Raw genomic sequence first — 24,727 nt, 5'->3', positions numbered from 1 at the left:
CTTGAAGAATCTGCTGAGATTATTACGGAATAATTACTGTTTCTTTACGTATTTTGTAAGGATAACAATAGTTTGTCCTTCTACTTTTCCTTCTATCTGTTCGTGGTTATCGTGTACCAGGCGTATGTTTCGCACCGCTGTACCTATCTTGGCATTAAGCGATGATCCTTTTACGTCAAGGTCTTTTATAAGTGTTACAGTATCGCCGGTTTGCAGTATGTTTCCGTTACTGTCCATGTGTAACTGAACGTTGCCGTCGCCCAGGTGATCGCCACTGGCCTGTGCCCATTCCATGTTATCATCATCAAGGTAAATCATCTCCAGCGCATCGGCAGCCCAGCTTTCATTACGGAAACGGTTCAGCATACGATAGGCTATTACCTGTACTGCAGGTACTTCGCTCCACATGGCTGTAAGCAGGAAGCCTTCCCAAAATTTATTATCAGGCAGTTCTTTTTTCTCTATCTGGTTCAGGCATTTTTCACTGATAAGCACTGCGCTTTCGGCTCCTTTGTTCTTAGCAAAAGGCACTTCGTAAATTACTAAACCTTCGGTTGCGCCGCTTAGTTCACAAATGTTACCGCTGCGTTGTTTAAGGATGTCTTCTAATTTCATGAATGAATGATTAACGGCTGCAAAGATAACAATTCGCCCAGCAATTACTTATGAGTAATATCATGTATTTTGTGCATAATTTATAGCAAAAAGCCGGGACACAGCCCGGCTTCCTTAGCTTTGCAGCAGCCCCTTTTTCTATTATATCTATACGGTTCTTATAAAAGAATCTTTTTAACCTTACACATTCCATAGCCAAAAAAATCCCGTAAAATCTTTAAGTTACACAAAAAACTTCGCTTCATCACTGCTATGTTTAAATTCGGTTTGTGTACTCTTTTTGGCTCAAAAAAAACTATGTACTATGTGGTTAAACCATGTATGCTACAACAGGTGGTAATGGGAGAAGGCTGCCGCAGGAAAAAAAATAGAATAATCAATTGTTCCTGTTTATGTATACCCATCCGGTAAATGACTTGCCACGGTTGTTTTCAAAAGCGTAAAAATAGGTTCCCGTAGGCAGGTCGTTTCCGTTATTTGTCTGGCCGTTCCATTGGTTAGTATATGTTCCATTATAACTATACACTTCAAGTCCGTAGCGATTAAAGATGCTAATGTGTTTTACATCAAAATTCGTCAGGTCAAAGTTGTTGTTGTAGTCATTGTCTCCCGGCGATATTCCCCTTGGTATTTCGCAATTACCTTGTACCAGGCTAACAGGTGCTATACTAAAGCAGCCATTGTTGTTTTCTGCCCTTATGTATACAGTAGTTTCGGGTACGCCCGGGGCATAGGTTTCGGGGCTGGCTATGGCGTTAGTGCCTGCCTGCGCATCATGTTCAGAAGCGTAATAATCATAAATGTTTTCCGGGCTTAACAGTGCTTCAGCTATAGTTAGGTCAAATGCTGTGCAACCCTCCACCACAAGCGGTGTACTAATTTCGGGCCCATCGAGTACTGTTAGTGTAAAACTTGTAGTACCGTAGCAATTACCATTATTCAGCCTTGCGTAAACGGTTTGTGGATTCTGTGTATTCACAAATGTGTTTGGTGAAACGATAGCATTCGTGTTATTATCAGCGTCCTGCTGGCTTGTAAAGTAACTTACTGTAAGTCCTTGCTGTCCGTTTATTATATCGGCATTTTGTTCCGTTAAGTCAAATTCTGCCGAACCGTCTATAACAATACCATCGCAATTACTCATGTTGTTGGCAATTCCCGGCTGCGGTAGTGGGGTAACATTCAGGTTAAAGCTTGTTACCGTTTTACAACCTGCGGCATTGGTAAGAGAAACATACACAGGCTGAGGGTTTTGGGTATTTGTAAATCCTGTCGGCAATGCTATTGCATTATTTCCTGTTTCGGCATCGGCCATAGTTGTATAGTACGCCAGCGTAATGCCCGCCTGTCCGTTGATTAAAGCTGTTTCCTGTTGTGTAAGGTCGAATTGTGCAGTGGCACTTCCGTCTGCATCTTCACATAGGTTTAGGCCTGTTACAGTACCGGCTACAGGCAGTGCAGTAGCATTTACAGCAAATGTTACATAGCTGCTACATCCGTTAGCATTTGTAAGCACTGTGTATATGGTTTGTGGATTAATTGTATTCACAAAGTTGACAGGTGTTGCTATTGCATTGGTACCAGCTTCAGCATCTGCCTGGGTAGTGTAGTATGCTACTGTAACACCAGCCTGTCCATTTATTAATGCTGCATTTTGTTGGGTGAGGTCAAATTGCCCATTGCCGCTGCCGGTTGTGGTTTCGCATACCAGGATATTCGATACGTTACCTGCAACCGGAAGGGCAAAAGCACCTAAACTAAACGTTGTATAACTGCTGCAGCCCAAAGCATTGGTTACGGCTGCATATACAGTTTGTGGATTTGTTGTGTTGTTAAAAGCGGTAGGAGTTGTTATAGCATTTGTACCGGCTTCAGCGTCAGCCTGAGAGGTATAGTATGTTACGGTAACCCCTGTTTGTCCATTTATTATTGTTGCCTCTTGTAACGTTAGGTCAAACTGCGCACTGCCGCTGCCGGCGGTGGTTTCGCAGGCTGTAAGGTTTGTAGCCGCGCCTGTTACAGGAGCCGCCTGAACGTTAATACTAAAAGATGTAATGGCATTACATCCGGCAGCATTGGTTAGTGCTGCATATATGGTTTGCGGGTTAACGGTATTGGTAAATGCTGCTGGTGTAGTTATGGCATTAATACCTGCTTCAGCATCAGCCTGTGTAGTATAATATGCTACGGTACTAGCTGTTTCACCGTTAATTATTTCACTGTCTTTTTGTGTAAGGTCAAAAGTGGTAAAGCCATCAGCGGTAGCATCATCACAAAGTGTTATGGCTGTAGCCTGGCCTGCAGTAGGCAGTGCATCTATAATAAGATTAAAGCTTGTAGTAGACAGACAGCCTGTAGCACCCGAAACAACTCTTACAAATATAGTAGCGGCTCCGGATGAATATGCCGACAAATCTCCAGTTATAGCATTGGAACCACTATCTGCATCGGCCTGGCTGGTGTGGTAGGTTACGGTAAAATCTGCCTGAGATTGTGCGCCTAATATTGCAGCGGTTTGTGCCGAAAGGTTAAACGTTGCAGTGTTCTCATCAGAACATAAGCGAAGGTTAGTAACAGTATTGGTTACCGGAGCTGCTGTAATGGTTACAGGAATAGTCCTTGTAGCAGTAATTCCGGCTGTATTTTCAAAGGTTACATTAACCGAATATGTTCCTGCCTGTGTATAATTGTGCGTGGGAGTAATGTCAGTTGAGGTATTAGCACTGCCCGAAGCCGGGTCGCCAAAATCCCAGTTAGCACTTACAATTGTAGCGTATGAATTGATTTCAAAATTCGTATCAGTACCTTCGCAAATGCCGTTAAACTCTACGGTTTGTGCTTGGAACCATGAGGTTATAAAATTGGGTAGGGCATTGTAGCACGATTTTCCTCCAAGGCTAATGGCTGCTTCCTGAAAGTTACATGCTGTACCCGGAATATTAGGATTGTTTACTACGTGAAGAGAAGTCCCGCCTTGTAGTTTTGCTACATATAGTTTTCCATCTATGCCCAATTGTAATCCTCCTACTCCCGGCGTCCATGGACTTGAAGTAAAAAGAGTAGTTTCTGTGGCTTGTATGCCCGCTTCGGTTCCGCTTGAAGTATCGTACTGAAGCAAAGTATTCCAGGTGCCTATTATGTTTACACCACTTGTTGCATATAATAATTTGCTGTCCGGAGAAAACTCTATTCCATAGCTGTGTCTTGTACTTATGTTTCGTGGATTTGACACGATACCTGTTGATGCATCAAAGTCGAAAAGTTCTACACCTCCCGATATGGTAGGAGAGGTAACGAAGTTGCTTGTTAAGTACTCTTTTGCTACTGCAAGCTTCGTTCCGTCTGGAGATGTTTTCATTTCGCCCGGTAAGTTATTTTCTTCCCATAGCATGGATTGAATAAATAAATAGTTATGTACAGAACCTACACTGCTTACTACAGGAGTTTCGTTTACTCCTGAACTGCTTACCAGAAATGCAATGAAATCAGAACTGCCGGATTTGTGTGAGATAACCCAAATACTTTCTCCATCGGTATGATGCACTGCCGTGAGTTTTTCTGCTACGGGAGAGGCAAGGTTAGTAGCAAGTGACGGACCAAGAGGACCACCGTTTACTTCGGTTATACTACCCAGTCCGCTGTTTTGGGTCATGTCTACGGTGTAGTAGTTTAGTCCCATAGGCAGGTAGCCGTCCATGCTGTTCGTGGTAAAAATGTAGTATATGGTAGTGCTTCCAGGCTTAGGGATAATAATAGACGACTGTGTAGAACTATTAGAGCCCGCCTGATAATCGCTATTAGCCAGTGGTAAATGGTTTTGGTTATAAGCGTTTACACCATTAGTATAAAACAGTAATTGTCCGTCTGCTGTTGATACAGTAGAACAGCCTTCGCCGGCGGTAAGAGCGCTGTTAGTAAGTGCTACAGGCGCACCGTTGTTAAAGTCCAGTCCTGCCTGGCCTCCAAAATACCATATGGCTGCCTGCTTTTGGGCAAGCAAAGAAACAGGTAGTGTAAGCAGTAACAGGCAGATTAAGTTTCTCATTTCAGAAGCGAAGTATCGCTTCCTGTTCCTCTCATTCATGGATACAAGTGTTTAGTTTTGATAAATTTTAATTATATCCTGATGTGGCCGGATATAAATAGCTTTGTTTTGAGGTCAGGCTACAAATTTATCTTATATAAACAGTTAAAGTATTGATAACCATATGTGAAGCGCCTTTAAAAAGAGCGACTAACAGTGTAAAAAACGTGACATTTAACAAATTTTGCTTATTTTTTACTATTGCGGATAACTGTTTTTAAAGGGTTTAGGGAAAAAATAAACTGATTTTGTAATACAATTCAATGCTTGTAACTTCATACGTTGTAGTCATATAATTTACAGCAACGCTTTTTTGCTTACCGTGTGTTTTGTAGCTGTAATGTAAAGGTATCACTACATTTTATATTCGTCTAACTTTCGATTACGCTACTACAAAACACTTCTAATTCGAATTTTCCCGTCGGTACTGTAAATAAATAAACCCGGTCTATGACTACGCGCTCTCCGGGTTTTCGTTTGTTTATTCAGGTTTCTTTTTTAGGCAGATTAATTTATTCCCCAAAAATGAGTTGATTGGTAAGTGTTATTTCATCCTGGCTTATGGTGTGTGGCATACCATCGTATATTCTAAGCGTTATTTTTGCGTTCATACTTTCCATAATTTTTACCGTTTCTTCCACACGTTCTACCGGTACATGAAAGTCGGGATTACTTGTTCCTATAAATACGGATGTTCCGTTAAAGCTACCTTTATAATTTTCGGTATAAATCCGGTCACCTATTAGCCCGCCGGTGTATATAATAATTCCTCCATATCGGGTTGCATTTCGAGTGGTATATTCGCTAACCAAGCACGCTCCCTGCGAAAAACCGAGAAAGTAAATATTTTCATCGGTTACCCCGGCTTCTTTTACATGATTTATCGTATCGGTTATTACCTGTAATGATGATGAGAGTGAAGGCTCATTTTGGGCAGGAGGTGCTAAAAAAGAGTAAGGATACCAGGTATGCCCTGCAGCCTGAGGTGCTACAAGGGTAAAACCCTCGACATTAAGGTAATTAGCAATAGATAAAATATCTTGTGCTGCGGCGCCACGTCCGTGCACCATAACCAATACTTTCGATTCAGGTGAAAGTGGGGGGCCTTTTATTACTAAATTATTCATCACCTTCAGATTTAAGCCAAATATCATTATACATTTCAGGATGCGTTTTAAACTGCGCATGTACATAAGGGCATAAAGCACGTACCATGAGATTATTGTTTCGTACATAAGTCACCATAGTGGCAAGTAGTTGTCCGGCAAAGCCTTTTCCGGCAGCTTTTTCTTCTACACCGGTGTGGTATAAGGTTAGTACACTGTCTTTTATGGAAATTACCATTTCGCCCAGTTTCTCGTCGGCTTCATATAAGTTGAAGACGCCGTGTTGACGTTCGTCGAGTTCTAATTTTATTTCAATCATAGTTGTTAATTGTGGGATAAAAACACCGTTTGTGTGTTGCTTAACAAATGTACAACTAAAAAGGTTTTAACACAGTGGAGTTACTACATTTGACTGGAGTAACAATTATTACCTGACAGATTTAAGTTTATTAATTTTTATATTTCATAACTATCAGGATGTACCTGTAGCACGTGGCTTTCATGTATTGTGGTCTTAAAATGATCCAGGCCTTCCTGCCACCATGCTGTCATTTCTTCCTTGTCAAAAATAAAGGAGCGTGTAGTAAGTAATCGGTTGATAAAATAGAAACTAATGTGTACATTCTTTTTATCGGCTTGTAGCTGCGATATAAGTATATCGTCATTGGCTATACGGTTAAGCATAAAATCACTTGTCCGTGCAAAAATATCCAGAACGTTTTGTAATGGAGGATAGCTATAGGTTGCTTTTTCAAGTCTTAGTACTATAGCATCTATAGTTGAAGCTCCTTTTATTATGGCTTGTTGTAACGGGATAAGGTTTCCAAATCCGCCATCGGCATATTCCTGACCGTCTTTTCTGTAGAGGCTCATAAGCGGCACCATGTTACATGATGCCCAAATCCAATCGCAAAAATCAGAATATTCATAATCGTTACTGGATTTGTATTCTATTTGTTGGGTAGTAAGATTTGCTACAGTTACAATAACTTCCTTATTCAGCGTTCTTATTTTTTCAAAATCAGCTTTGGTAAAACTATCACGTATCAGATTCCTGAGATTGGTGCTGTCACCCAGTGTTTTCTGCTTTCGTATAAATTGTTTTATAATACCCAGGTGGTTCATGCTTATTTTTACTAAGCCATCCTTCTTTTTAATCTTAAACGGGCATATAGTAAAAATATCGGACTGCTCTATAGTGGTATACAGTTTTTTAATACGCTCAATGTTTCCAACGGCAAGAAGTGGAATGAGCAAACTGCCCGTTGAGGTACCTACAAAAATATCGTATTCTCTGTTACAGTGTTTTAGCAAATATTCTGCTACCCCACCTGCAAAAGCGCCTTTACTGCCACCTCCTGAAATTACCAATGCATTCATTTACTAGCTTATATCGTTATGTTATTATTTGTTTGCACCCGCAAGTATGTTTACTGTAAGTGCCACAATTATGGTATTAAATACAAATGAAATAAGACTATGCATTAGTGCATAGCGCCTTATGGTTTTAGATGATATGGTAACATCTGACACCTGAAAAGTCATGCCTATTACAAATGAAAAATAAGCAAAGTCTATATAGTCCGGTGGTTCTGGGTTCGGGAAATCTATTCCGCCGGTTTTGTCTTCGGTTTTAACAATACTGCTATCATGGTACAAATGCGCATATCGCACAGTAAAAATAGTATGGAGTAGTACCCAAGAAGATGTTATTGCAGCAATGGTGGCTACAGTGCGTAACCCTTTATCAAAATCTGATGAATTGTTATTAAAGGTTAACAATAACGCTCCTGTAAAACTTATACATACCGATACAAGTACAATAGCAAATATTACCGCTATATCGTCATCCTGACGTTGTACAATTTCTTTTTGTTCGTCTGCGGTTGTGGTTGAAAATAGCAGCCACATCATGCTGCTTATTCCAATTGCAAAAATATCCCAACTGATTATTAAGCGTGATATGCTGCTGATGTGCAGTGGTAATAAAGCCAGTGTAACGCACAGCGAAAGCAACAGGGAAAGTAATATTTTATGATATCCGCTTGTTTTAGCTACCCAGCGGGAAAGTATCGATTTTTTACGCATTGATTTGTGTTTACAGGCTTATGCCGCATGTTTTAAAGTTACAAATTTTATCGCAAAAAATATTACTGTAAGAGTAATTGAAATTAGAAGATAAAGATATTTTATGTCTTCATCGTTTACTAAAGTTTAATACGCTACAAATATGCTTAAAACAAAAAAACCTTTAAATACTGATGTATTCAAAGGTTTTTAATTCTTAGAAGTTCTCTTTCAAACTCCAGATGGCGGAGAAAGAGGCTTCCCTTAACTTTGAAAAACACCAGCAAACAGGGGTTTTCACAATATTATATCATAGCAGGTACACTGATAGGGTAACTTGCAAAGTTGTTATATTTTTATAATACAAATATAGTATATTTTGAGAAACTATATATGACTTTAAGAGATTCATCTGTACTTGTTGACTCAGAGCTTAATTAACGATTCATAATAATCTTATAGTCTTCTTCTTGAAGTGCATTTGGTTGTAGAAAAAGAACTCTATCAAGCAAAATCATTTTTTCTTTAAATGTAATATTTAGTTGATCTTTATTATTACACCACCATTTATAAAATTCTACGGGTTTGTCTTTGTAAGGAACAATTGCCTTTACTTGTATATCATAACCTTTAAAGTCAATTCGCATATTTAGTCCAAGACTATCACGAAAATGTTCAAAGTGGTTTGCTTTAAGTTTTGAAACCAAAATTTCAAATATTTTACCGTCAATTTTGAATTTGTGTTTTTGAAAGATTGTATGAAGACTAACAGGATCTTCAACTAACCACTCGGAAATTTTCATCGTTCTTATTCCTTGCTCGTTATCGATTGTCAATAAATTTGTGCTATTGTAAAATGATTCTGAATTTGGATGAAAAATGTGAATGTTGTTCTTTTCATCTAATTCTGTTGCTTCAGTTCTAATAGGTGTAGAATTATTGTCTAAAAATTCTATGATGTTCAAATTATTTGCTTCGCCACCTTTATGTTTATCCAATAAAATATCAACATCTGATCCAAGGAAAAAATCCTCTATAAAATCCCAACGCTCATCGTTTGAAAAACTACGTAAAAAGAAATGATCAAAAATCTGATTACTCAGATGATGTCTTTCTAAAGTTTTTGATAATAATGTATTATTGTAACTATTATTGTTTGAATCTCTTTCAATTCTCAAGGGATCATTTATACGAATGAAAACCATCGGATTTTCTCCGCCTTTTATTTCAAAAGTTCCAGATTCAAGCATTTCAAGAAAGTATCCAAGTCTCACATAGTTTATAGAATTGGATTCTTTATTTGTTACATATCGATTTACAATGTATTCATCAGTATTTCCAAACAAATTATTTAGTCTTTTTAAAAGTGCTGTAAAACTTGCTAAATATTGGTTGTTGAAAATTCTATACTTGTATCCATCTATTTCTCTGCGTTGTTGTAAAAAAGCATTTGCTTCTATTACACCTGGTTGAATTAGTCTACCTGAATATGACGAAAGTATGAATTTGCTGATTTTTTCCGCTTTCACTTCGTCATTTAAAAATTTATTTAATTCGGTTTCTAATTCTTTTTGATTGAAGAATGAACCTTCAAAATTTGCAAAGATGGTTTGAATGTTTGCAAATAAAGATTGTAATTTTTGATATAAATTGTTGAAAGTATCTAATCTTTCAAATGACATTTTTAGTTGTGGAATTACTTCAATTCCATCATTTCGGAATAAATAACCTGTATAAAAATCTCGTTTTACTATTGGAAAACTTTTATCATTAAAGTTTTGATACCACAATTTATCTAAATCAATTTCTATAATGTTATTTCCATTTTCTAAAGAACTTATATGTGTAAAAGTTTCAGCGTATTTAGCCCTATAAATAGATAAGTGTTGATCGGAAATCCTTGCAAAAACTCGAACAAATAACTTTTTAGGTCTTGCAATAATTACGTTGAATCGAGTTTTTGCCAAATAATCTTTTTCGATCATCATTAATGCTGTTAAGACTTTTTGGTCAAGATCAATTGCATTTTCAAAAATATGCCCAAAATCGTCTACCGACAAAAGCAGATTTCTGCTTTTATTGTTTTTTATGTATGCTTTGTGTATTTTTTTAAGAACTTCTTTTATTTGATATTGTCTTAACGCAGACATGCCGTGAAGTGCTTTTGTAAACCTCTGATCTTGAGTAGAATAATTTAAAGCTGCAAATCCTTTAATTTCTGGTTTTCGTGCAACTCTACCAATTTCTTGAACATAATCAGGTAATAAACCCGAGGGTGCGTGATGATAAACCAACTCGATGTCGGAAATATCTACACCCATACCAAATGCTTTGGTAGAGATCATTATTTTTTTCTGACCACTTTTAAATTGTCTAAATGAAAATTCCTTTTGTTCAGCAGACATTGCTCCGTAATAACCTGTTGCAATCTCAAGATTATCATTGTTGAGTTTGTCGATTATTTGACGAATATGTTTTGTGTAAGGCGTATAAACTAAAGTTTTTAAGTCAACTTCATTTATTTTTTTGATGAAATCAACTGTTTGGGCAAGTTTGTTACTTTCATAATTCGTTGAAAAACGATCGTGATTATTTACAGCAAATGTTATGTCACTTCTTTTAACTTGTCCAATAAAAACGTGTGGATTATGCATTACTAAACTATCAATACTATCAAAAACCATATCGTTAGCACCGCCATAAATAGCTGTTGCAGTAACTGCAACCATTGGAAAACTTAAATTGTGATATTTCCTTACTTTTCTAACGTGATTTCCTAAAAACCAATAATCAACTCGAAAATCTCTTCCCCAAGTTGTAATTAGGTGGGCTTCGTCAATCACGAGTAAACCAAGTTTTCTTGCGCCAATAAAATGTTTAATATCATAAGACATAAAAAGTTCAGGCGACATATACAAAATGTCGATTTCTCCGCTTTGGCAATTTTCTATAACTCTTTCACGATCTATTAAACTTAATTCGCTATTTAAGTAAGCAACTTTATCAAAATTACGATCTGTAATAATAGCATTAACTTGATCTTTCATTAATGCAATTAATGGGGAAATAACAACTGTAATGTCGCCACTTTGAGAAACGTAAAATGCAGGCAATTGAAAAAGAAGAGATTTACCTGCACCGGTAGGAGCAGTTAAAAACAAATCTCTTGTTTTTTCATTTCTTTTTGAATTTTCGTATTCCTTAATAATTGTTTCGACAATTAAGCCTTGTGAAATTTCTGATACTTGATTTCCAATATCAGGATTTCGATAAACTTTTAATCCTCGAAATTCTGCTTTTTCTCCCCAATATTTTAGAAGTAAATCTTTTGTTGACTGATTAACTTGATAATCTTCTTTGATTATTTCTTCTTTTAGAAGATTTAATGAGCCTCCAAAAAGATTTAATACATAGTTTACCTTTTCAACATTTTTTATTATTGAGCTATTGATTGGTTGTTTGGGATAGATCTTTACAATTGCATTCTTTTGGAAATTGTTCTCTAAAATGCAGGAATTTAAAAAGAAATCTAATGCAGTTTGATCCGAACTAATATCAATATTTTCAAAATCGGAATTGTCGGATTCTATAAGTTCAGTTGTTTCTTCAAAAAGATTTATAGTAGTAAAGTCATCGCTCAATGTTTTTACAGCATAAAAGAAGTAATCTTTAATTTGTATTTGTTCAGCTTGATATACTGGTATTTTTTCTGGTCGTGTTTCGATATTTTCATCACTGCTTTCCTCCAAATATTCATTTTTATTTATTGGAAAGAGTTGTCTTAAATTATCTTGAATTATTATTACTCTGTCTTTAAAGAATGAACTGTCAATATAGTTGATTAAGTAACTAAATTGCGGAAAGGATAGTAAATGGAATTGTTTTTCATAATTCAATTTTGTGAAAACGCTTGTAAACCAATTTTTATCAAACAGATCTTCATTTCCATTCAAGTGAAAAGTCTCCACATCTGTTATGTTGTCTAAAAAAGTAGTTTTATCAATTAATTCCGTTTGTCCAAGAAGTACAAATATTTGATTTCTCTTTCCTGTATTTTGTTCAGTCAAGATTTTAATTGTTTTGTTAGAGTAGAATTCTGAAAATTTCATGTTGGCTTTTTTAAATAACTTGTTTTAGAAATTTTATAATTTAAATCAATGTGCAATGTTACATTAGAGAAAAGTTATCATTATGATTACTTATTATATAATCTTTAATGTATATAAATTTATCTTAAATTAGTCAATACTCAATCAATCCTCTTTAATAATGATTAAAAAAATTGTCGGGATAGAGTTTTTAGATGAATTAGAAAGTATTCATAGTAATAAAACTTTTTCATTATCAATAAAATATCCCCAACTAAGAAGCTTATTGGAAAAAGTCTGCAAAAATCTTACATCAACAGTCCCTGTTCAATTTTCAGATTTTTTTTCACGGTTAAGTTATGTTTGTCAGGAATATAAAACCGACAGATCTATCCACGGGTTACGCGTAACCGCAAATAAAGTTTTACATGAAGGTCTTGTCCCTTTAGATGATGATTACAAGTATCATATTTCTCTTTTTGCTGAATTTCTTCGTGTTGTATATAGTATTCATATTCCGGATACTTTTTTGTTGAAAGAAAAGAATGCAAAGCAATTTAGCCCGATTAAAAATGCCCATTTAAGAGAAGCTAAAGTCAGTATTATTGAAAAGAGAATCAATCATTTGGTTTGCCATATTGATATTTTAAGTGTTAAAGAATCTTCTTTTGAGTTTGCTCCAGATAAGCTGGTTACGATCCAAATATTGGAACCCGGCGTGAACGAAGTATTTACCTCTTGTAAAGATCTTTGGGTGGGTGCTGTTTTATATCTTGTGGATATCTCTATTGATGCGAATGAAGTTTTTCATCCTAATATTATCGTTTTGGAACCGGATTATCTACTGGATGTTTCTTCTGTTTCAGAATGTATACAAGATTACGGAGAAACGGAATTATTGTTTTTTAAATCAAAGTTTGAGTCGGTGGCTAATACTAAGCATATACTATTGGGAAACTTTGCAAACCTCGTTGTTGACGAAGTATTTTCTAATCCTTCGGTTCCTGTAGAGTTTGCTAAAACTTTTTTCAAACATTTCAGAACTAGTCCATTTGAGTACACTACATGTAAAGATATTACTGAAGAACATCATTTTCGTACATATTATCAAGATAGCCAACAGCAGTTTCTTAAGATTAAGCAGACAATTGAGAATGAATTTTTGCAATTGAGTATTGATTTGGAAAATATTTCCTTGGAGCCTTCTTTTTTGTCTGAGAAGTTTGGATTACAAGGAAGGATGGATATGCTTGACTGGAAAAAAGGCGAAGGTATTTCTAAAATTATTGAGCTGAAGTCGGGTAGCGCTCCTTTTCCAGATGACGGTATTAGCATCAAGGGTAATCATCAGGCTCAGTTGTTTATGTACTATCTTCTTTATTCGCAAATAGAAAAGCTGAGCGTCGGAAAGATCAATTCTAAAGTGCAGGGGTTTATCTTGTATTCGAAACCCGATCGCGGAAATATGAGGAATATAGGTGCTTTTATGAACGAATTTCAAAAAGTGATCAATCTGAGAAATAAGATTATCACAATTGAGCATCTTCTCGCGAAAGATGATGAGCAATCTACTGCGAATCTCTTAGCACTGATTAATTCTCAAAATATTATTAACAGAGATATTCATCCTAACTTCAGAAATAAGATAGAGCCTCAAATAGATAATTTTCTTAGCCCAATAGTTTCGGCTTCAAATCTTGAAAAGAGTTATTTCATTTCGTTTTTAAACTATGTCTCATACGAGCATTTTCTCAGTAAAGTGGGAGGTGCTGAAAAGGATAGAGAAATTGGCTCAAATGGTCTAGCACGACTTTGGCTGGATAGTTTCGAGGAAAAGAAAGAAAAATTCGAGATTCTATATGATCTAGAAATTGCAATCAATAAAATTAATCAAGAAGAACAAATTATCATATTCAATAGAACGAATGCTGAAAACAGAAATGTGAATTTCAGAGTAGGTGACATTTGCTTGTTGTATCCACGAAACAGTGAATCGGATTTAGTTTCTAATAGTCAGATTTTCAAATGTACTATAAAAGATATTTCCACGAGCTCGGTTACGGTATATTTTCGGTATAAACAACGCAATGAAGTATTTTTTAATTCTTTCGGAAGCCATGCAAAGTGGGCATTGGAGAGTGATTTCATGGAAACTGCTTTTAATTTCATGTATCGCAATCTTTATAGTTTCCTGAAGGAAAGTTCTTCCTTCAAAAATTTAATTTTGACGTTGGAACACCCTGGTAAAGGGGAAGATTATGGGTATAAAAATTCTTTTGTGAATCATGAACAGCAAATGGTTATTAACCAAGCTTTATCGGCAGACCGCTATTTTTTATTGAATGGCCCACCAGGTACAGGAAAAACTTCCATCATTATTAAGAATCTAGTAAAAGAACTTATCAATCTTGGCAAAAGTATTCTTGTAATGGCATATACAAATCGCGCGGTTGATGAGCTTTGTGAGGCAATTAACAATGCTTGTACTAGCACCAGTGACCTCAATTTTATTCGCTTTGGATCAAGGTTATCTGCAAGTTCAGAGTATCATCGCAATCTATTGGATGTGGTAATGGAATCGAGAGAAAAAGACCTTTTGGCCTCAGGGAATAAATTTGATCGCGCTGAAGTATCTCGTATTATCCAAACCAACAATGTTTATGTATCAACTGTGGCATCCATAGGTAGTAAAGAACATATTTTTAGCCTAAAAGGCTTTGATTATATAATAGTTGACGAAGCGTCCCAGATTTTGGAACCTCAATTAATAGGTATTTTAGGAAAAGCCCCAAAGTTTATACTTATTGGTGATCATAAACAATTGCCTGCAATTTCGCTCCAGTCTGCTGAAAGATCTAAGACTAAAAATATATCACTTGAATCTATTGGCCTTTACAACAGAAAAAATTCACTGTTTGAGCGCCTCTATAAATTTTGTGAAAGTAATAAACTTATTGATTCATACGCTACCTTAACTTATCAGGGACGTATGCATAAAGATATTTCCTTATTTCCAAATTATGCGTTTTATAATGGCTTACTCCGTGAAGCTTGTGATGCGCCGGGCATAGATGTAACAGCCAAGACAACATTGCTACGTCAGGTAGAGGATTTAAAATTTTCAGAATCCGGCACCAATAGTGTCAGGAAGTTGCTGAGTCAAAAGAGGCTGGTCTTTTTTAACAATAAGAAGGCTAATGATCTTTATGGAAAAACCAATGTTTATGAAGCCGATTTTGTTGTTTATGTTGTTAAGGAAATCATGGCTTTATACAAAAGCAATAATAAGTCCTTTGATCCGCTTACAACATTGGGGATTATTGCTCCCTTTCGAAATCAGATAGCACTCATTAAGCATAAAATGGAGGAGGAAAATATCCCTGATTATGATAAAATAACGGTCGATTCTGTAGAAAGATTTCAGGGAAGTCAACGGGATATTGTTATTTACTCATTTTCCGTAAATAATCCATTCCAGTTGCGAGGAATGATTAATTTGAATGATGAGGGTGATGTAGATCGTAAATTAAATGTAGCTCTCACACGAGCTCGTGAGCAGATGATATTAGTAGGCAATGATACTATATTGTCGGATAATCTTATTTATCTGAGGTTGATAGAGTATTGTAAATCAAAAGGCGCTTACATCAATACATCTCTGTCTGATATAATATCAGGCTTACCTATTTATTTTCCAGATAAAACTACATCTAATATGGTAGCAGCTTTTTCCGTAATTAGTGACCCTTTTAAAACGATGTTTGAAAATAAAGTGGTGAATGTAATCAAAAATGACAGACGTACTAAATGGCCTAATGAGATATTAGGGTTAAATACTGATTTTACGCGTAACAATCTTATTCAATACGGTACGGCTGATTTTGATAAACAAATTGATTTTAATTATGCCCAAAATTTAGATTTTCTAGATGGTCAGAGTTTATTTGATTACTTTACGCCAAAAGACAATGTTTTATTGTATTGTTATTGGGATATGAGAAAACAATTTATTTCCCTACAACATGTTTTCTTAAATAATAAACCTTTTTTCGCTTCGAGATTTGCGAACACGGAAGGTAGAATAATGTTCATAGATTTTGGTTGCGGTCCTTTGACTGCTTCTCTGGCTTTTAATAATGTCTTTAAGGATGAAGTCAGTCGAAAGGTTCATTATCTAGGCGTTGATATTTCAGAGGCAATGCTGAACAAGGCTCGAGAATTTAGCGAATCAGGGGCATTTAAAGCTATTGATACCTTTGATTTGTGTGAGGGGTTGGAAAAAAATAATCCGGCTTATTATAGAGATGAATTTATATTTCCTCATACTGTTGTGCTGACCTGTGCTAATTCTTTGTCTAATCTGGATCTTGACAATGTAAATGGAGTGGCCGGTTTCCTAAATGATTTTATGAGTCAATATCCTCTGAATAATTATATTCTTGTATACCAGAATCCTGTGAACCGTGACCAGAATCTAAGGAAGTTGCTGGCGAAAACCCCTAAACTTAATAAAGTTTTTATTGCCAGAGAGGAGACGGTGTCTTATGATAGTCCGGATCAGGATTGGTATGCTACTAATGAACATTTTAGCTATGAGCTGATTACGAATTAGCATCTTAGGGATAAGATGATGGAACGCAATCGATCTTGTCCCATACTTTTTATCAACTGGTAGGCTTCTCTGTGGCAGTGTCTGTATTTTTTACCGCTTGCGCAAAAGCATTTTGAGGTGCGTGACGGGGTGTCGTTTTTATAGATATAAATTAGCAGCGAATACATTTTATCTATGTCTCTGGTTTGTAGCATGTCATATAAAGATTCTAAGATGCCTTGCAGACCGTGGGATCGTTCGTGAAGAAAGTAGCCTTCTCTTTCTCTAAAACTTTGGTTGTGTAAATAAGGCACGACCTGGTTTTGGATAAAAGAGGTAAGCGAAATTCCATGTGCACAGTGAATGTATTCTTCTATGGGTGTGCAGATACAGAAATGTCCATCATTATACAGATGCCAATCTATATTATGTGGCAATCTTCCTTGTGTTTCATATACAAGCGGGAAGCTATTAGGATAATCGGGAGAGCATTCTATGCGTATGGCGTAAGTGTCATATGCGGCTCTGTTTTCATCTAACAGGTTGATTGTGCCTTCCAGGAATGGAAGAGCATCTTCCCGACTATGTAAATGTAAGTCGGGAAAATTGCTTATGGTTTCTGCAGCTTCTTCTATAAATCGGATGTATGCGTTATTCATAACCAAAGGGATAGGATGTGGCAGCTCCTGCCGCTGCTGCCGCTGAACTACGTGAATTATTTTCTTCTTTGTCTTCTCCCAGAGGAAATCTATCTCCGAGATGTTTGCGCCACAGTTTGCTGCATTCTTTTTGATTCGTCTCCCGAATTGCTGAGTCTGCATCTGTTATGAATTTTTCGAGCGTTTCTAAAAACTTTTCTTTGTTTGAGTAGTCTTCCAGCAAATCATCATTTGGTACTGCAGGGACTATACATTCAAATTTATTGTTTAGGGCTTTTTTGATTTCTTTGAGAATGTCACGCATCGTGATATCATCCCGTTGATTCAGTACAATTTTTTCTTTTGCATTGGTGGCCAGTATTGTCAATGCCAAACCACTAGGCATTTTAAAACTTTGTTTGTCTGCCCATCCTTTGAGATACTTAATGGTTCGTACCAACCGACCCTCTTTGTCTTTTTTAGATACAAACCAGTCTACTACTGCTTTCGGGTCGCTGTTTTCAAAACCAACACCTTTGACTGCGATTTTGTATTCCTGTCCGTCTATTTTGTAGTAAACCGGATGATCTATTTCATAATCGTTGGCAAAAATGGAGCGTACACATTTTTTACGATTTTCTGGTGCTGTAGCAGTGTAGCCGTCTACGGCTTGTCTTACCCATTCCTTGAGGGTTGATGCGGATACATCGGGTTCCCGAAAGAAGTAGATACCGTCATCGAGGTCACATATATCTTCTGCTGTGCGAATGCCGTTTTTCATTTTATAAGACCCTTGTATATAGAAGTAGGGTACATAATCCGGATGGTTTTCTTTGAACCAAGCTATGATTTTTTTACGAAGCCCTTCTTTCGAATCCTTCATTCTCTCGTTCTTTTTTGAACCTATGGATATATCGCTATGATATTCCTGAAATAAATTGTGACAGTTTGCCATTTTATTATTGTTTTACAAAGTTTAAAATTTCTGTTAATCTGTTTTTTGCTAATTCTTCGCCGATAGACTTCATGCGGTCTATGTGTTTTTGTTTGGAAGAATTGAGTTCAATATTGTCACCTTTCATATCGTGCTGGATACGCAAATGGCTGAATGTATTGCCTATTTTGCCCAATGCTCGCTGTAGAAAGAGTAAGTATTGTTCTGTGATCTGTGCTTGTGTATCCAATACTAAGTCTACCAACTTAGGATTGGGGAATAGCCAGTCGAATACGTTTTTTGGACGCCATGTGCGTTTTATGATTTGTTTTCCCTGACCAGTACCCAACGATAGGAGTGCGATATCTCCAATGGGGATATTTAGCTTGTCGGTTGCTTCAAACACGCCTATCAATGCAGGATTGTTGGCGAATATTCCCCCATCGATCATGTTGATATTGGTTCCTTCCCCAAATTCATTCTTAAATGAAAAGGTATGGGGCGGAAAATATACCGGTGCAGAGGCGCTGGACATTGCTACATGGTATGCCGGAAGTTTATAGTCTCTCCTGTATTCCGGATGATGTTTGGTTTTGAGGACGTTTATAGCACCGTCGTTTCCGTTAAATGCGGGTATGCAGACTTTGTTTTTAAGGTCATTCATAAGCGGATCCTGACCACCATTAGCTTCTGCATAAACTTCTCTTAGCTTTTTTAGCAATTGCTTGTTGCTATAGATAGCATTAAAGAAAGCTCTGCTTTTTCGAGGCAGAAAACGAAAGACAAATTTTGGGAAGATAATTTTTGCATGATCTTCATAGAATTTTGCAAGTTCTTTTGCTGGTATGCCCAACGCAAGGCCTATTGCAAGGATCGCTCCTGTTGAGGTGCCGCAGATAAGATCAAAATGTTCATGCAGCGCCTTGTCGGGTTCTTCCTTTTGTAATTCTTCTTCCAACTCGGCCAAGACTTTGGCAGGGATAAGACCTCTTATCCCGCCTCCGTCAATAGAGAGTATTTTGAATTTTTTGTTCTCTTCTTTGTCCATGCCCTATTATTTAAATGGTTCTCCACACACAGCTGACCAGTCATCCCAGATTGTTGAAACACATCTTTCTAATGATATACCTAGCGCTCGCGTAATCGCTTGCGCATCATTTCTTGCTGTTTCCGCTGATTTGCTCGCGTGATAAAGCGTTGTATTGGGAAAGTAAATAGTTTTACAATTTTTTACCCCAGGAATTCTATCCTTATAACCCAATTCAAACATCTTTTCTTTGAATTCCCGATGTTTGGAGGGAATGTCGTAGGTAATTATTATTGCCATATTCAAATTTTTACTGTTTAAAAATTGAAACCATCTTCAGCGGATAGTTCCAGTTATCATTTGGATTTTTTTACTGTTTCCTTTATAGTTGTTTTGGGATGTTTGTACGCATAACTCTTCGTTACAAATTTTCCGGTTCCTGCATCTCTGTGCACTGATTTTTCTTTGTCATTTATATACCTCCTTTCTTGTTTAACTGATCCATGTAAAGCGAATACTATGCCATGCAAAATTTCATTGATTTTATCTTGCTTTTGTTATTTATTATATCAATATTTGGAATATAATTATCATAAAATGATATGAGAACATTAATTTCGTGGATTGCTACTATGCATGATTTTTCAAGAAATCTAGAAACAAAACAAATTATCGGGGTCAATGAAAACGGGCCTACCTTTAACTTTCATAAAGATTTCTTCAATCATGATAGACACGTTATCTTATCTTCTCAGAAAGGAGATGAGCCTGATGTATATGTTGAACAATTACGGACTGAGCTAAGTAAAAGACATCTTAACCGTCGTATTGAGACTCAGTATCTGGATATTACGGATGTTATCGATATACAGCAAATTAAAAGTAAGGTAGAAGGTTTGTTGATGAGGGCGTATAAGGATGATGAGATTAATATTTTCTTTTCTCCCGGTACTTCCGCTATGCAGATTTCTTGGTATCTGATTCATGAGTCTGGGATGTTTAATACGAGGATGTTTCAGGTGCGTCCCAAAGAGCATTCAAAAACCAGTAAGGCCGAGTTGCTGGATATGACGGTGATAAAATCTACCATTCCAGGTGGGAGTATAATTAAGGAAGAAAGTGTTGTAGATTATAAAGAGGATTATCTTATAACTGATTCGCTGAATCCTATTTATGGAAAAGCTGAGATGATAGCTAAAGCTGACCAGGTAACTACTTTAATTTTTGGTGAGAGTGGCTCTGGCAAGGAGCATTTGGCAAATTATATACATAGGAATTCTGCAAGGAGTGGAAAGCCATTTATTGCCTTAAATTGCTCTGCCTTCACGGATGAACTTCTTGAGTCGCGATTGTTTGGTCACATAAAAGGTTCTTTTACAGGTGCAGTAGCTGATCATAAAGGGTTATTGGAGGAAGCACATGGCGGTACTATTTTCCTAGATGAGATCGGGGATATTTCGCCTTATATGCAGCAATTGTTATTACGGGTTATTCAGGAAAAGAGAATTCTTAGGATAGGAGACACTAAGGAGAAGAAGATTGATGTAAGAATTATAGCAGCCACAAACAGGAATCTGCCACAGAGGTGTGCAAAAGGGCATTTTCGATGGGATTTATTCTATCGCCTTGCCGTAACTGAGCTTACGTTGCCTCCTTTGCGGGATAGAGGGGTAAAAGAGAAAAAGGAACTGATTGATTTTTTCATAGAGTCTAAACGGAAGTTGTTTAAAAGACCTAAAAAATTGCGTCTGGCAAAAGATGTTGAACAATTTATATTAAATTATCCTTTTCCTGGTAATGTTCGTGAAATTGAAAATTTAATTGAAAATTTGTACGTTTTTAATAGTGACGCAGTGTCGATGGAAACACTACCGACAAGATTGCTAAATCCTACTGATGATTTCAAGCTAGATTTAAAAACAGCCGAAAAGCTGCATATTATTAAAGTGTTGAAATTAGCTAAAAACAAGCAACAAGCTGCCAAGTTGTTGGGCTGCGTGATAAACACTTTGGAAAAAAAAATAAAAGATTATGAAATTAAATTATGATGAATATTGTGATTTAGAACTTACAGATTAAGCACAACCACTAGATTCAGACAACCCCAGCATTACTATTCACCTCATTAATGACCCTGATAATTTCAAAAACTTTATCGTCTTCTTGGAAGATACCAAAAATACCCCTGTCATCATTTTCGGTAAAAGGAAATTGGGTTAAAAGTGTTTTATCAAGAACTCCTTTCTTATTGAGGTAGTCGATGATCTTCTGTACAAATGTTATCTGATTGGCGTTAAGGTTTCCGGTTGATATAAAGTCAGCAAATAAACGGTTAGCCACTTCTATATCAAGACCAATAATATTCCTGATAAATTTACCAAGAGGCTGCTCACCATATTCTTTTACAAAACGGTCTTTACTTTCTAAAGCTTCATTAAACAAGAACTGTTCTAACAACTCAAGTTCTGCCGGTGTAATAGGAAGGTTTTTATACAATTTGTCTATAACCAGATTTTCAGTCCTATTTTTACGTATAAAAGCCTCTACGCGGTCTTTGTAGCTTTGTAGGTTAGGGTAATTACCTATAATATCAGGCTCGCTGACCATTGATAGATCCAGCTCATCGGTAAAAGGGGTATAAATAGGTGCCAACTTGTTTTCGTCTTTCAAAAACTGAATCAGTTCGCGTATTTCCTTCCTGATTTCTTCTAGTTGAATACCATCTACGGTAGTCCAAAACTGTTCCTGTTGTAGCTTTTGGATTACCACAATTTTTGCATTAACTGCCGGGATATTTCTTTTTGTAAAGAGAAGATTTGCTATTTCGTTGATTTCAGTAATATGCCTCACCTGTGATTTATGACCGGTTACTAATGCCAGTTGCAGCTTCAAAATTAGCAAATCAAAACGCTTTGCATATTCATCGGTATCATCTTTGTACGCTGCAAGATGCGACAGGTTACTTTGTATATCAAGCTGGTCAACTTTTGTAATATTGTTCCAGCGGTTACGGTCTTTATATTCTTTTATATAACGCCAGTGCTTGCGTACTTCAAACCTGTCTTCACTTAGGTTATTTATAGATTCATAAAGGTCATCGGTATAAAGCACCTGAAGTTCTTCCTGCTCAGGCGTAGGATTTTGAAGTTGCCGGATAACCAGTATGGATTCTAGTTTTGTGTTGAAAATGTTTTGGGAAAGTGACAACGTTACCTTCTGTGTTTCCCCATCAGGGAACTCATTGAAATACTCAAAATTACCACAAAAGTCAAAGACAAGAAAATGTTCCTTATCAACTCCAGGCTCAAAAATATCTGGGCAAAGGCGTGTACCCCGGCCTATCATCTGCCAGTATTTAGAATAGGTTTTTACAGCTTTAAAAAATACCAGATTTAGCACCCGTGGCGCATCTACACCGGTATCCATCATGTCTACCGATACTGCTATTTGTGGTTCCAGTTCGTTGCCAGTCTTAAACTCACAAAACTTCTCTAATAAATCTTGGGCTTTGTCTTCGTAGTTATCAATAACACGTAGGAAATTGCCACCATATTCAGGATAGTTTTTATTGAAACGCTCTTCTATAAATAAAGCATGACGGTGGTTTTTCGCAAAAATGATAGTCTTACCCAGTTTGTCACCTCCGGCTACTTTAAGACCATTGGTCATTAGATAATCCAGTACTTTATCAATAGTGTCGTTATTATAAAGCCAGCTGTTAATCTTATTTTTATCAATATTCAGCACTTCGTTATCAGGGCCTATATGTACCCCGAAAATTTCCTCAAAACGCTCCTTATCTTTTTCAGACAGCTCCTCATACTTTATACCTTCCCGTGGAAATTTCAAGGGCACACTGTACGCTTTTGGCGGCACCAGGTACTTTTCTTCCACAGCTTTATTAAGCTCATAAGCGAAGGTGGGATTATCATCCTCTATATCAAAAAGGGTGTAAGTATTTTTAAGCGAGCTGTCTTTTTTAGGCGTTGCAGTAAGACCGATTAAAATACTATCAAAATAACTGAAGATAGCCTTGTACTTATCGTAAACCGAACGGTGTGCTTCATCTAGGATAATAACATCAAAATGACCTACACCATAAAAACGTTCACTATCGTTAAGGCTGTCTATTTTATTCATTATGGTTGGGTAGGTAGAAAACACCACCCGTGTACCATTGTCTTCTTTTTCTTTGGTAAGGTCTATAGCCGAAAGGTGCGGCAAGTATTCCTTAAACGCGTTTTTAGCTTGTGTAACCAGCGCATTGCGGTCGGCGAGGAAAAGTATACGCTTTGCCCAGTTACATTTGGTAAGCATATCTACCATAGCAGCTGCGGTACGTGTTTTACCACTACCTGTAGCCATAACCAACAATGCTTTACGGTTCCTGCCCCTTAATGTTTTGTTGTGCGTAGTCGCCAGTGTTTCGGCTACGCGCTGGATGGCTAATAACTGATATGGTCTTCCTGCAATACCGGTATTTACACTAAACTCCCGTAAATCCTTACGCGATGTGCGACGCTCTATAAGCAGGTGCAGTTCTTCCTTGGTATAAAAGCCCTGCACTTCGCGTTCGGTATAAAAAGTATCGTCCCAAATATGGGTTTCAAAACCATTGCTGTAAAATATTACCGGGCGTTGCCCTGTCATCTTTTCGAGACAATCGGCATACAGGCTCGCCTGGTGCTTTCCTTTTTTATTGCTGTATATGGTACTCTTGGCTTCCACTACAGCAAGTGGGAGGCCATTGTTGCCCCATAGTACATAGTCGGCATAACCGCGCCCCGACGGGTTGGTACTTACGGGCATACCTGTCACTTCAAACTCTTTATCGCGGCCTTCTTTCAGTTTATCCCAACCGGCTTCGCGAAGTAATAAGTCTATTAATAACTTACGTGTTTCAACTTCTGAGGTTAACTCCGGTATGGCTTGTTCTACAGTAAATGTTTCCTGGCGTTCTTCTTTACGGCGGGCAATTTCTTCCAGGCGTGCTTCGAGTTCCAGGCGCATTGCCTCGTTTTGTTCCAGCAGACGTTGCTGTGTTTTTAGGGCTGCATTGGCTTCTTCACGCTCTTTTTCGAGGGTGTCGGCGAGGGTTTGCAGTTCCTGTAGCTTTTTGTCGGCGGTATCGCCATAAGGGATATACCGTTCGTCAAAAGGCGGTATCTCAGGGTTGGCAGCGCTGTAGTATTTGCTGATAAACGACAAAAACCTGAAGCTATTTTTTAGCGACTGCAAGGCTTCCAATGCCTTTACGGTTTTGCCGTGGGCAGCATTGTTGCCGTTAACCCGAATAATATCCAGCTCTATGAGCATAGAGGGTTTTATAATAGCCTTAAAATCTTCATGATGCAATAGTGCGCCAAGCTTGGTATCATACGGCAGTTGCAGGTCTTCATCATTTTTATAGAGCCAGAACAACGATTTCTCTAACGTACTGCGGCATAACAGCGCAGCATAACGCGGTGCGGTAAAGGTGTGCTTTTCCGCTTCGGTTATCTCGGTAAAGAGGTCTTTAAATTCGGCCTGTAAAAAAGTAAAGTTACTGTTCATGCACTGTGAGGGTTGGCAGCACTA

The 24,727-nt window shown here is 37.2% G+C and carries 14 protein-coding genes; 2 read left to right on the top strand and 12 right to left on the bottom strand.

Annotated elements, in window-relative coordinates; all coding sequences use genetic code 11:
• Nucleotides 1-33: 33 nt before the first annotated feature.
• From ACLI1A_RS12040 to ACLI1A_RS12010, 7 genes are all read right to left on the bottom strand, one after another.
• A complete protein-coding gene (locus tag ACLI1A_RS12040; RefSeq protein WP_411408909.1) occupies nucleotides 34-615 on the bottom strand; it encodes a PhnA domain-containing protein in 582 nt (193 codons plus the stop codon).
• Between the two features lie 376 nt (nucleotides 616-991).
• On the bottom strand, nucleotides 992-4,660 hold the full coding sequence (locus tag ACLI1A_RS12035; protein ID WP_411408908.1) for a gliding motility-associated C-terminal domain-containing protein: 3,669 nt from the start codon (nucleotides 4,658-4,660) through the stop codon (nucleotides 992-994).
• Between the two features lie 551 nt (nucleotides 4,661-5,211).
• Nucleotides 5,212-5,826, bottom strand: a complete 615-nt coding sequence (locus tag ACLI1A_RS12030) for an alpha/beta hydrolase (RefSeq protein WP_411408907.1) — start codon at nucleotides 5,824-5,826, stop codon at nucleotides 5,212-5,214.
• Entirely contained in the window at nucleotides 5,819-6,124 is a 306-nt protein-coding gene (locus ACLI1A_RS12025; RefSeq protein WP_411408906.1) for a GNAT family N-acetyltransferase, read from the bottom strand. Before ACLI1A_RS12025 ends, ACLI1A_RS12030 begins: the two co-directional genes overlap by 8 nt.
• 137 nt (nucleotides 6,125-6,261) lie before the next feature.
• Nucleotides 6,262-7,185 carry a patatin-like phospholipase family protein gene (locus ACLI1A_RS12020; RefSeq protein ID WP_411408905.1) on the bottom strand — a complete coding sequence of 308 codons (924 nt, stop codon included), beginning with the start codon at nucleotides 7,183-7,185 and terminating at the stop codon, nucleotides 6,262-6,264.
• Nucleotides 7,186-7,209: 24 nt separating this feature from the next.
• Complete coding sequence (locus ACLI1A_RS12015; protein ID WP_411408904.1) at nucleotides 7,210-7,893, bottom strand: DUF1345 domain-containing protein; 684 nt, start codon at nucleotides 7,891-7,893, stop codon at nucleotides 7,210-7,212.
• A gap of 416 nt (nucleotides 7,894-8,309) precedes the next feature.
• On the bottom strand, nucleotides 8,310-11,981 hold the full coding sequence (locus ACLI1A_RS12010) for a DEAD/DEAH box helicase (protein WP_411408903.1): 3,672 nt from the start codon (nucleotides 11,979-11,981) through the stop codon (nucleotides 8,310-8,312).
• 160 nt (nucleotides 11,982-12,141) lie between these two features.
• Here ACLI1A_RS12010 and ACLI1A_RS12005 point away from each other — a divergent pair, with 160 nt between their 5' ends.
• A complete protein-coding gene (locus tag ACLI1A_RS12005; protein WP_411408902.1) occupies nucleotides 12,142-16,572 on the top strand; it encodes an AAA domain-containing protein in 4,431 nt (1,476 codons plus the stop codon).
• Here the strand turns inward: ACLI1A_RS12005 and ACLI1A_RS12000 are convergent.
• The 4 genes from ACLI1A_RS12000 to ACLI1A_RS11985 are packed head-to-tail and all read right to left on the bottom strand — an operon-like array spanning nucleotide 16,569 to nucleotide 19,450.
• Entirely contained in the window at nucleotides 16,569-17,210 is a 642-nt protein-coding gene (locus tag ACLI1A_RS12000) for an SEC-C metal-binding domain-containing protein (protein ID WP_411408900.1), read from the bottom strand. The genes ACLI1A_RS12005 and ACLI1A_RS12000 overlap by 4 nt on opposite strands.
• Nucleotides 17,203-18,144 carry a cyclic GMP-AMP synthase DncV-like nucleotidyltransferase gene (locus ACLI1A_RS11995; protein WP_411408899.1) on the bottom strand — a complete coding sequence of 314 codons (942 nt, stop codon included), beginning with the start codon at nucleotides 18,142-18,144 and terminating at the stop codon, nucleotides 17,203-17,205. Before ACLI1A_RS11995 ends, ACLI1A_RS12000 begins: the two co-directional genes overlap by 8 nt.
• A gap of 4 nt (nucleotides 18,145-18,148) precedes the next feature.
• Nucleotides 18,149-19,171 carry a CBASS cGAMP-activated phospholipase gene (locus ACLI1A_RS11990; protein ID WP_411408897.1) on the bottom strand — a complete coding sequence of 341 codons (1,023 nt, stop codon included), beginning with the start codon at nucleotides 19,169-19,171 and terminating at the stop codon, nucleotides 18,149-18,151.
• Nucleotides 19,172-19,177: 6 nt separating this feature from the next.
• The gene (locus ACLI1A_RS11985; protein ID WP_411408896.1) at nucleotides 19,178-19,450 is read right to left on the bottom strand and encodes a hypothetical protein; all 273 of its coding nucleotides are present in this window, start codon (nucleotides 19,448-19,450) and stop codon (nucleotides 19,178-19,180) included.
• A 302-nt stretch (nucleotides 19,451-19,752) separates the two neighbouring features.
• Here ACLI1A_RS11985 and ACLI1A_RS11980 point away from each other — a divergent pair, with 302 nt between their 5' ends.
• Nucleotides 19,753-21,198, top strand: a complete 1,446-nt coding sequence (locus ACLI1A_RS11980; RefSeq protein WP_411408894.1) for an RNA repair transcriptional activator RtcR family protein — start codon at nucleotides 19,753-19,755, stop codon at nucleotides 21,196-21,198.
• A 46-nt stretch (nucleotides 21,199-21,244) separates the two neighbouring features.
• Here ACLI1A_RS11980 and ACLI1A_RS11975 read toward each other — a convergent pair whose 3' ends face one another.
• Nucleotides 21,245-24,703: a DEAD/DEAH box helicase family protein gene (locus ACLI1A_RS11975; protein ID WP_411408893.1), complete on the bottom strand. Its 3,459-nt coding sequence runs from the start codon at nucleotides 24,701-24,703 to the stop codon at nucleotides 21,245-21,247.
• Between the last annotated feature and the right edge of the window lie 24 nt (nucleotides 24,704-24,727).

It is taken from the genome of Flavobacterium sp. RHBU_3 (assembly GCF_046613565.1).
GTDB lineage: Bacteria > Bacteroidota > Bacteroidia > Flavobacteriales > Flavobacteriaceae > Flavobacterium.
The sequence above is the reverse complement of the archived record's forward strand: the minus strand, read 5'-3'. Positions and strand labels throughout refer to the sequence as shown.

What these genes read in the sequence shown, in the direction of transcription:
- ACLI1A_RS12040 (WP_411408909.1), bottom strand. Translation starts at nt 615, where the DNA reads ATGAAATTAGAAGACATCCTTAAACAACGCAGCGGTAACATTTGTGAA.
- ACLI1A_RS12035 (WP_411408908.1), bottom strand. Translation starts at nt 4,660, where the DNA reads ATGAGAAACTTAATCTGCCTGTTACTGCTTACACTACCTGTTTCTTTG.
- ACLI1A_RS12030 (WP_411408907.1), bottom strand. Translation starts at nt 5,826, where the DNA reads ATGAATAATTTAGTAATAAAAGGCCCCCCACTTTCACCTGAATCGAAA.
- ACLI1A_RS12025 (WP_411408906.1), bottom strand. Translation starts at nt 6,124, where the DNA reads ATGATTGAAATAAAATTAGAACTCGACGAACGTCAACACGGCGTCTTC.
- ACLI1A_RS12020 (WP_411408905.1), bottom strand. Translation starts at nt 7,185, where the DNA reads ATGAATGCATTGGTAATTTCAGGAGGTGGCAGTAAAGGCGCTTTTGCA.
- ACLI1A_RS12015 (WP_411408904.1), bottom strand. Translation starts at nt 7,893, where the DNA reads ATGCGTAAAAAATCGATACTTTCCCGCTGGGTAGCTAAAACAAGCGGA.
- ACLI1A_RS12010 (WP_411408903.1), bottom strand. Translation starts at nt 11,981, where the DNA reads ATGAAATTTTCAGAATTCTACTCTAACAAAACAATTAAAATCTTGACT.
- ACLI1A_RS12005 (WP_411408902.1), top strand. Translation starts at nt 12,142, where the DNA reads ATGATTAAAAAAATTGTCGGGATAGAGTTTTTAGATGAATTAGAAAGT.
- ACLI1A_RS12000 (WP_411408900.1), bottom strand. Translation starts at nt 17,210, where the DNA reads ATGAATAACGCATACATCCGATTTATAGAAGAAGCTGCAGAAACCATA.
- ACLI1A_RS11995 (WP_411408899.1), bottom strand. Translation starts at nt 18,144, where the DNA reads ATGGCAAACTGTCACAATTTATTTCAGGAATATCATAGCGATATATCC.
- ACLI1A_RS11990 (WP_411408897.1), bottom strand. Translation starts at nt 19,171, where the DNA reads ATGGACAAAGAAGAGAACAAAAAATTCAAAATACTCTCTATTGACGGA.
- ACLI1A_RS11985 (WP_411408896.1), bottom strand. Translation starts at nt 19,450, where the DNA reads ATGGCAATAATAATTACCTACGACATTCCCTCCAAACATCGGGAATTC.
- ACLI1A_RS11980 (WP_411408894.1), top strand. Translation starts at nt 19,753, where the DNA reads ATGAGAACATTAATTTCGTGGATTGCTACTATGCATGATTTTTCAAGA.
- ACLI1A_RS11975 (WP_411408893.1), bottom strand. Translation starts at nt 24,703, where the DNA reads ATGAACAGTAACTTTACTTTTTTACAGGCCGAATTTAAAGACCTCTTT.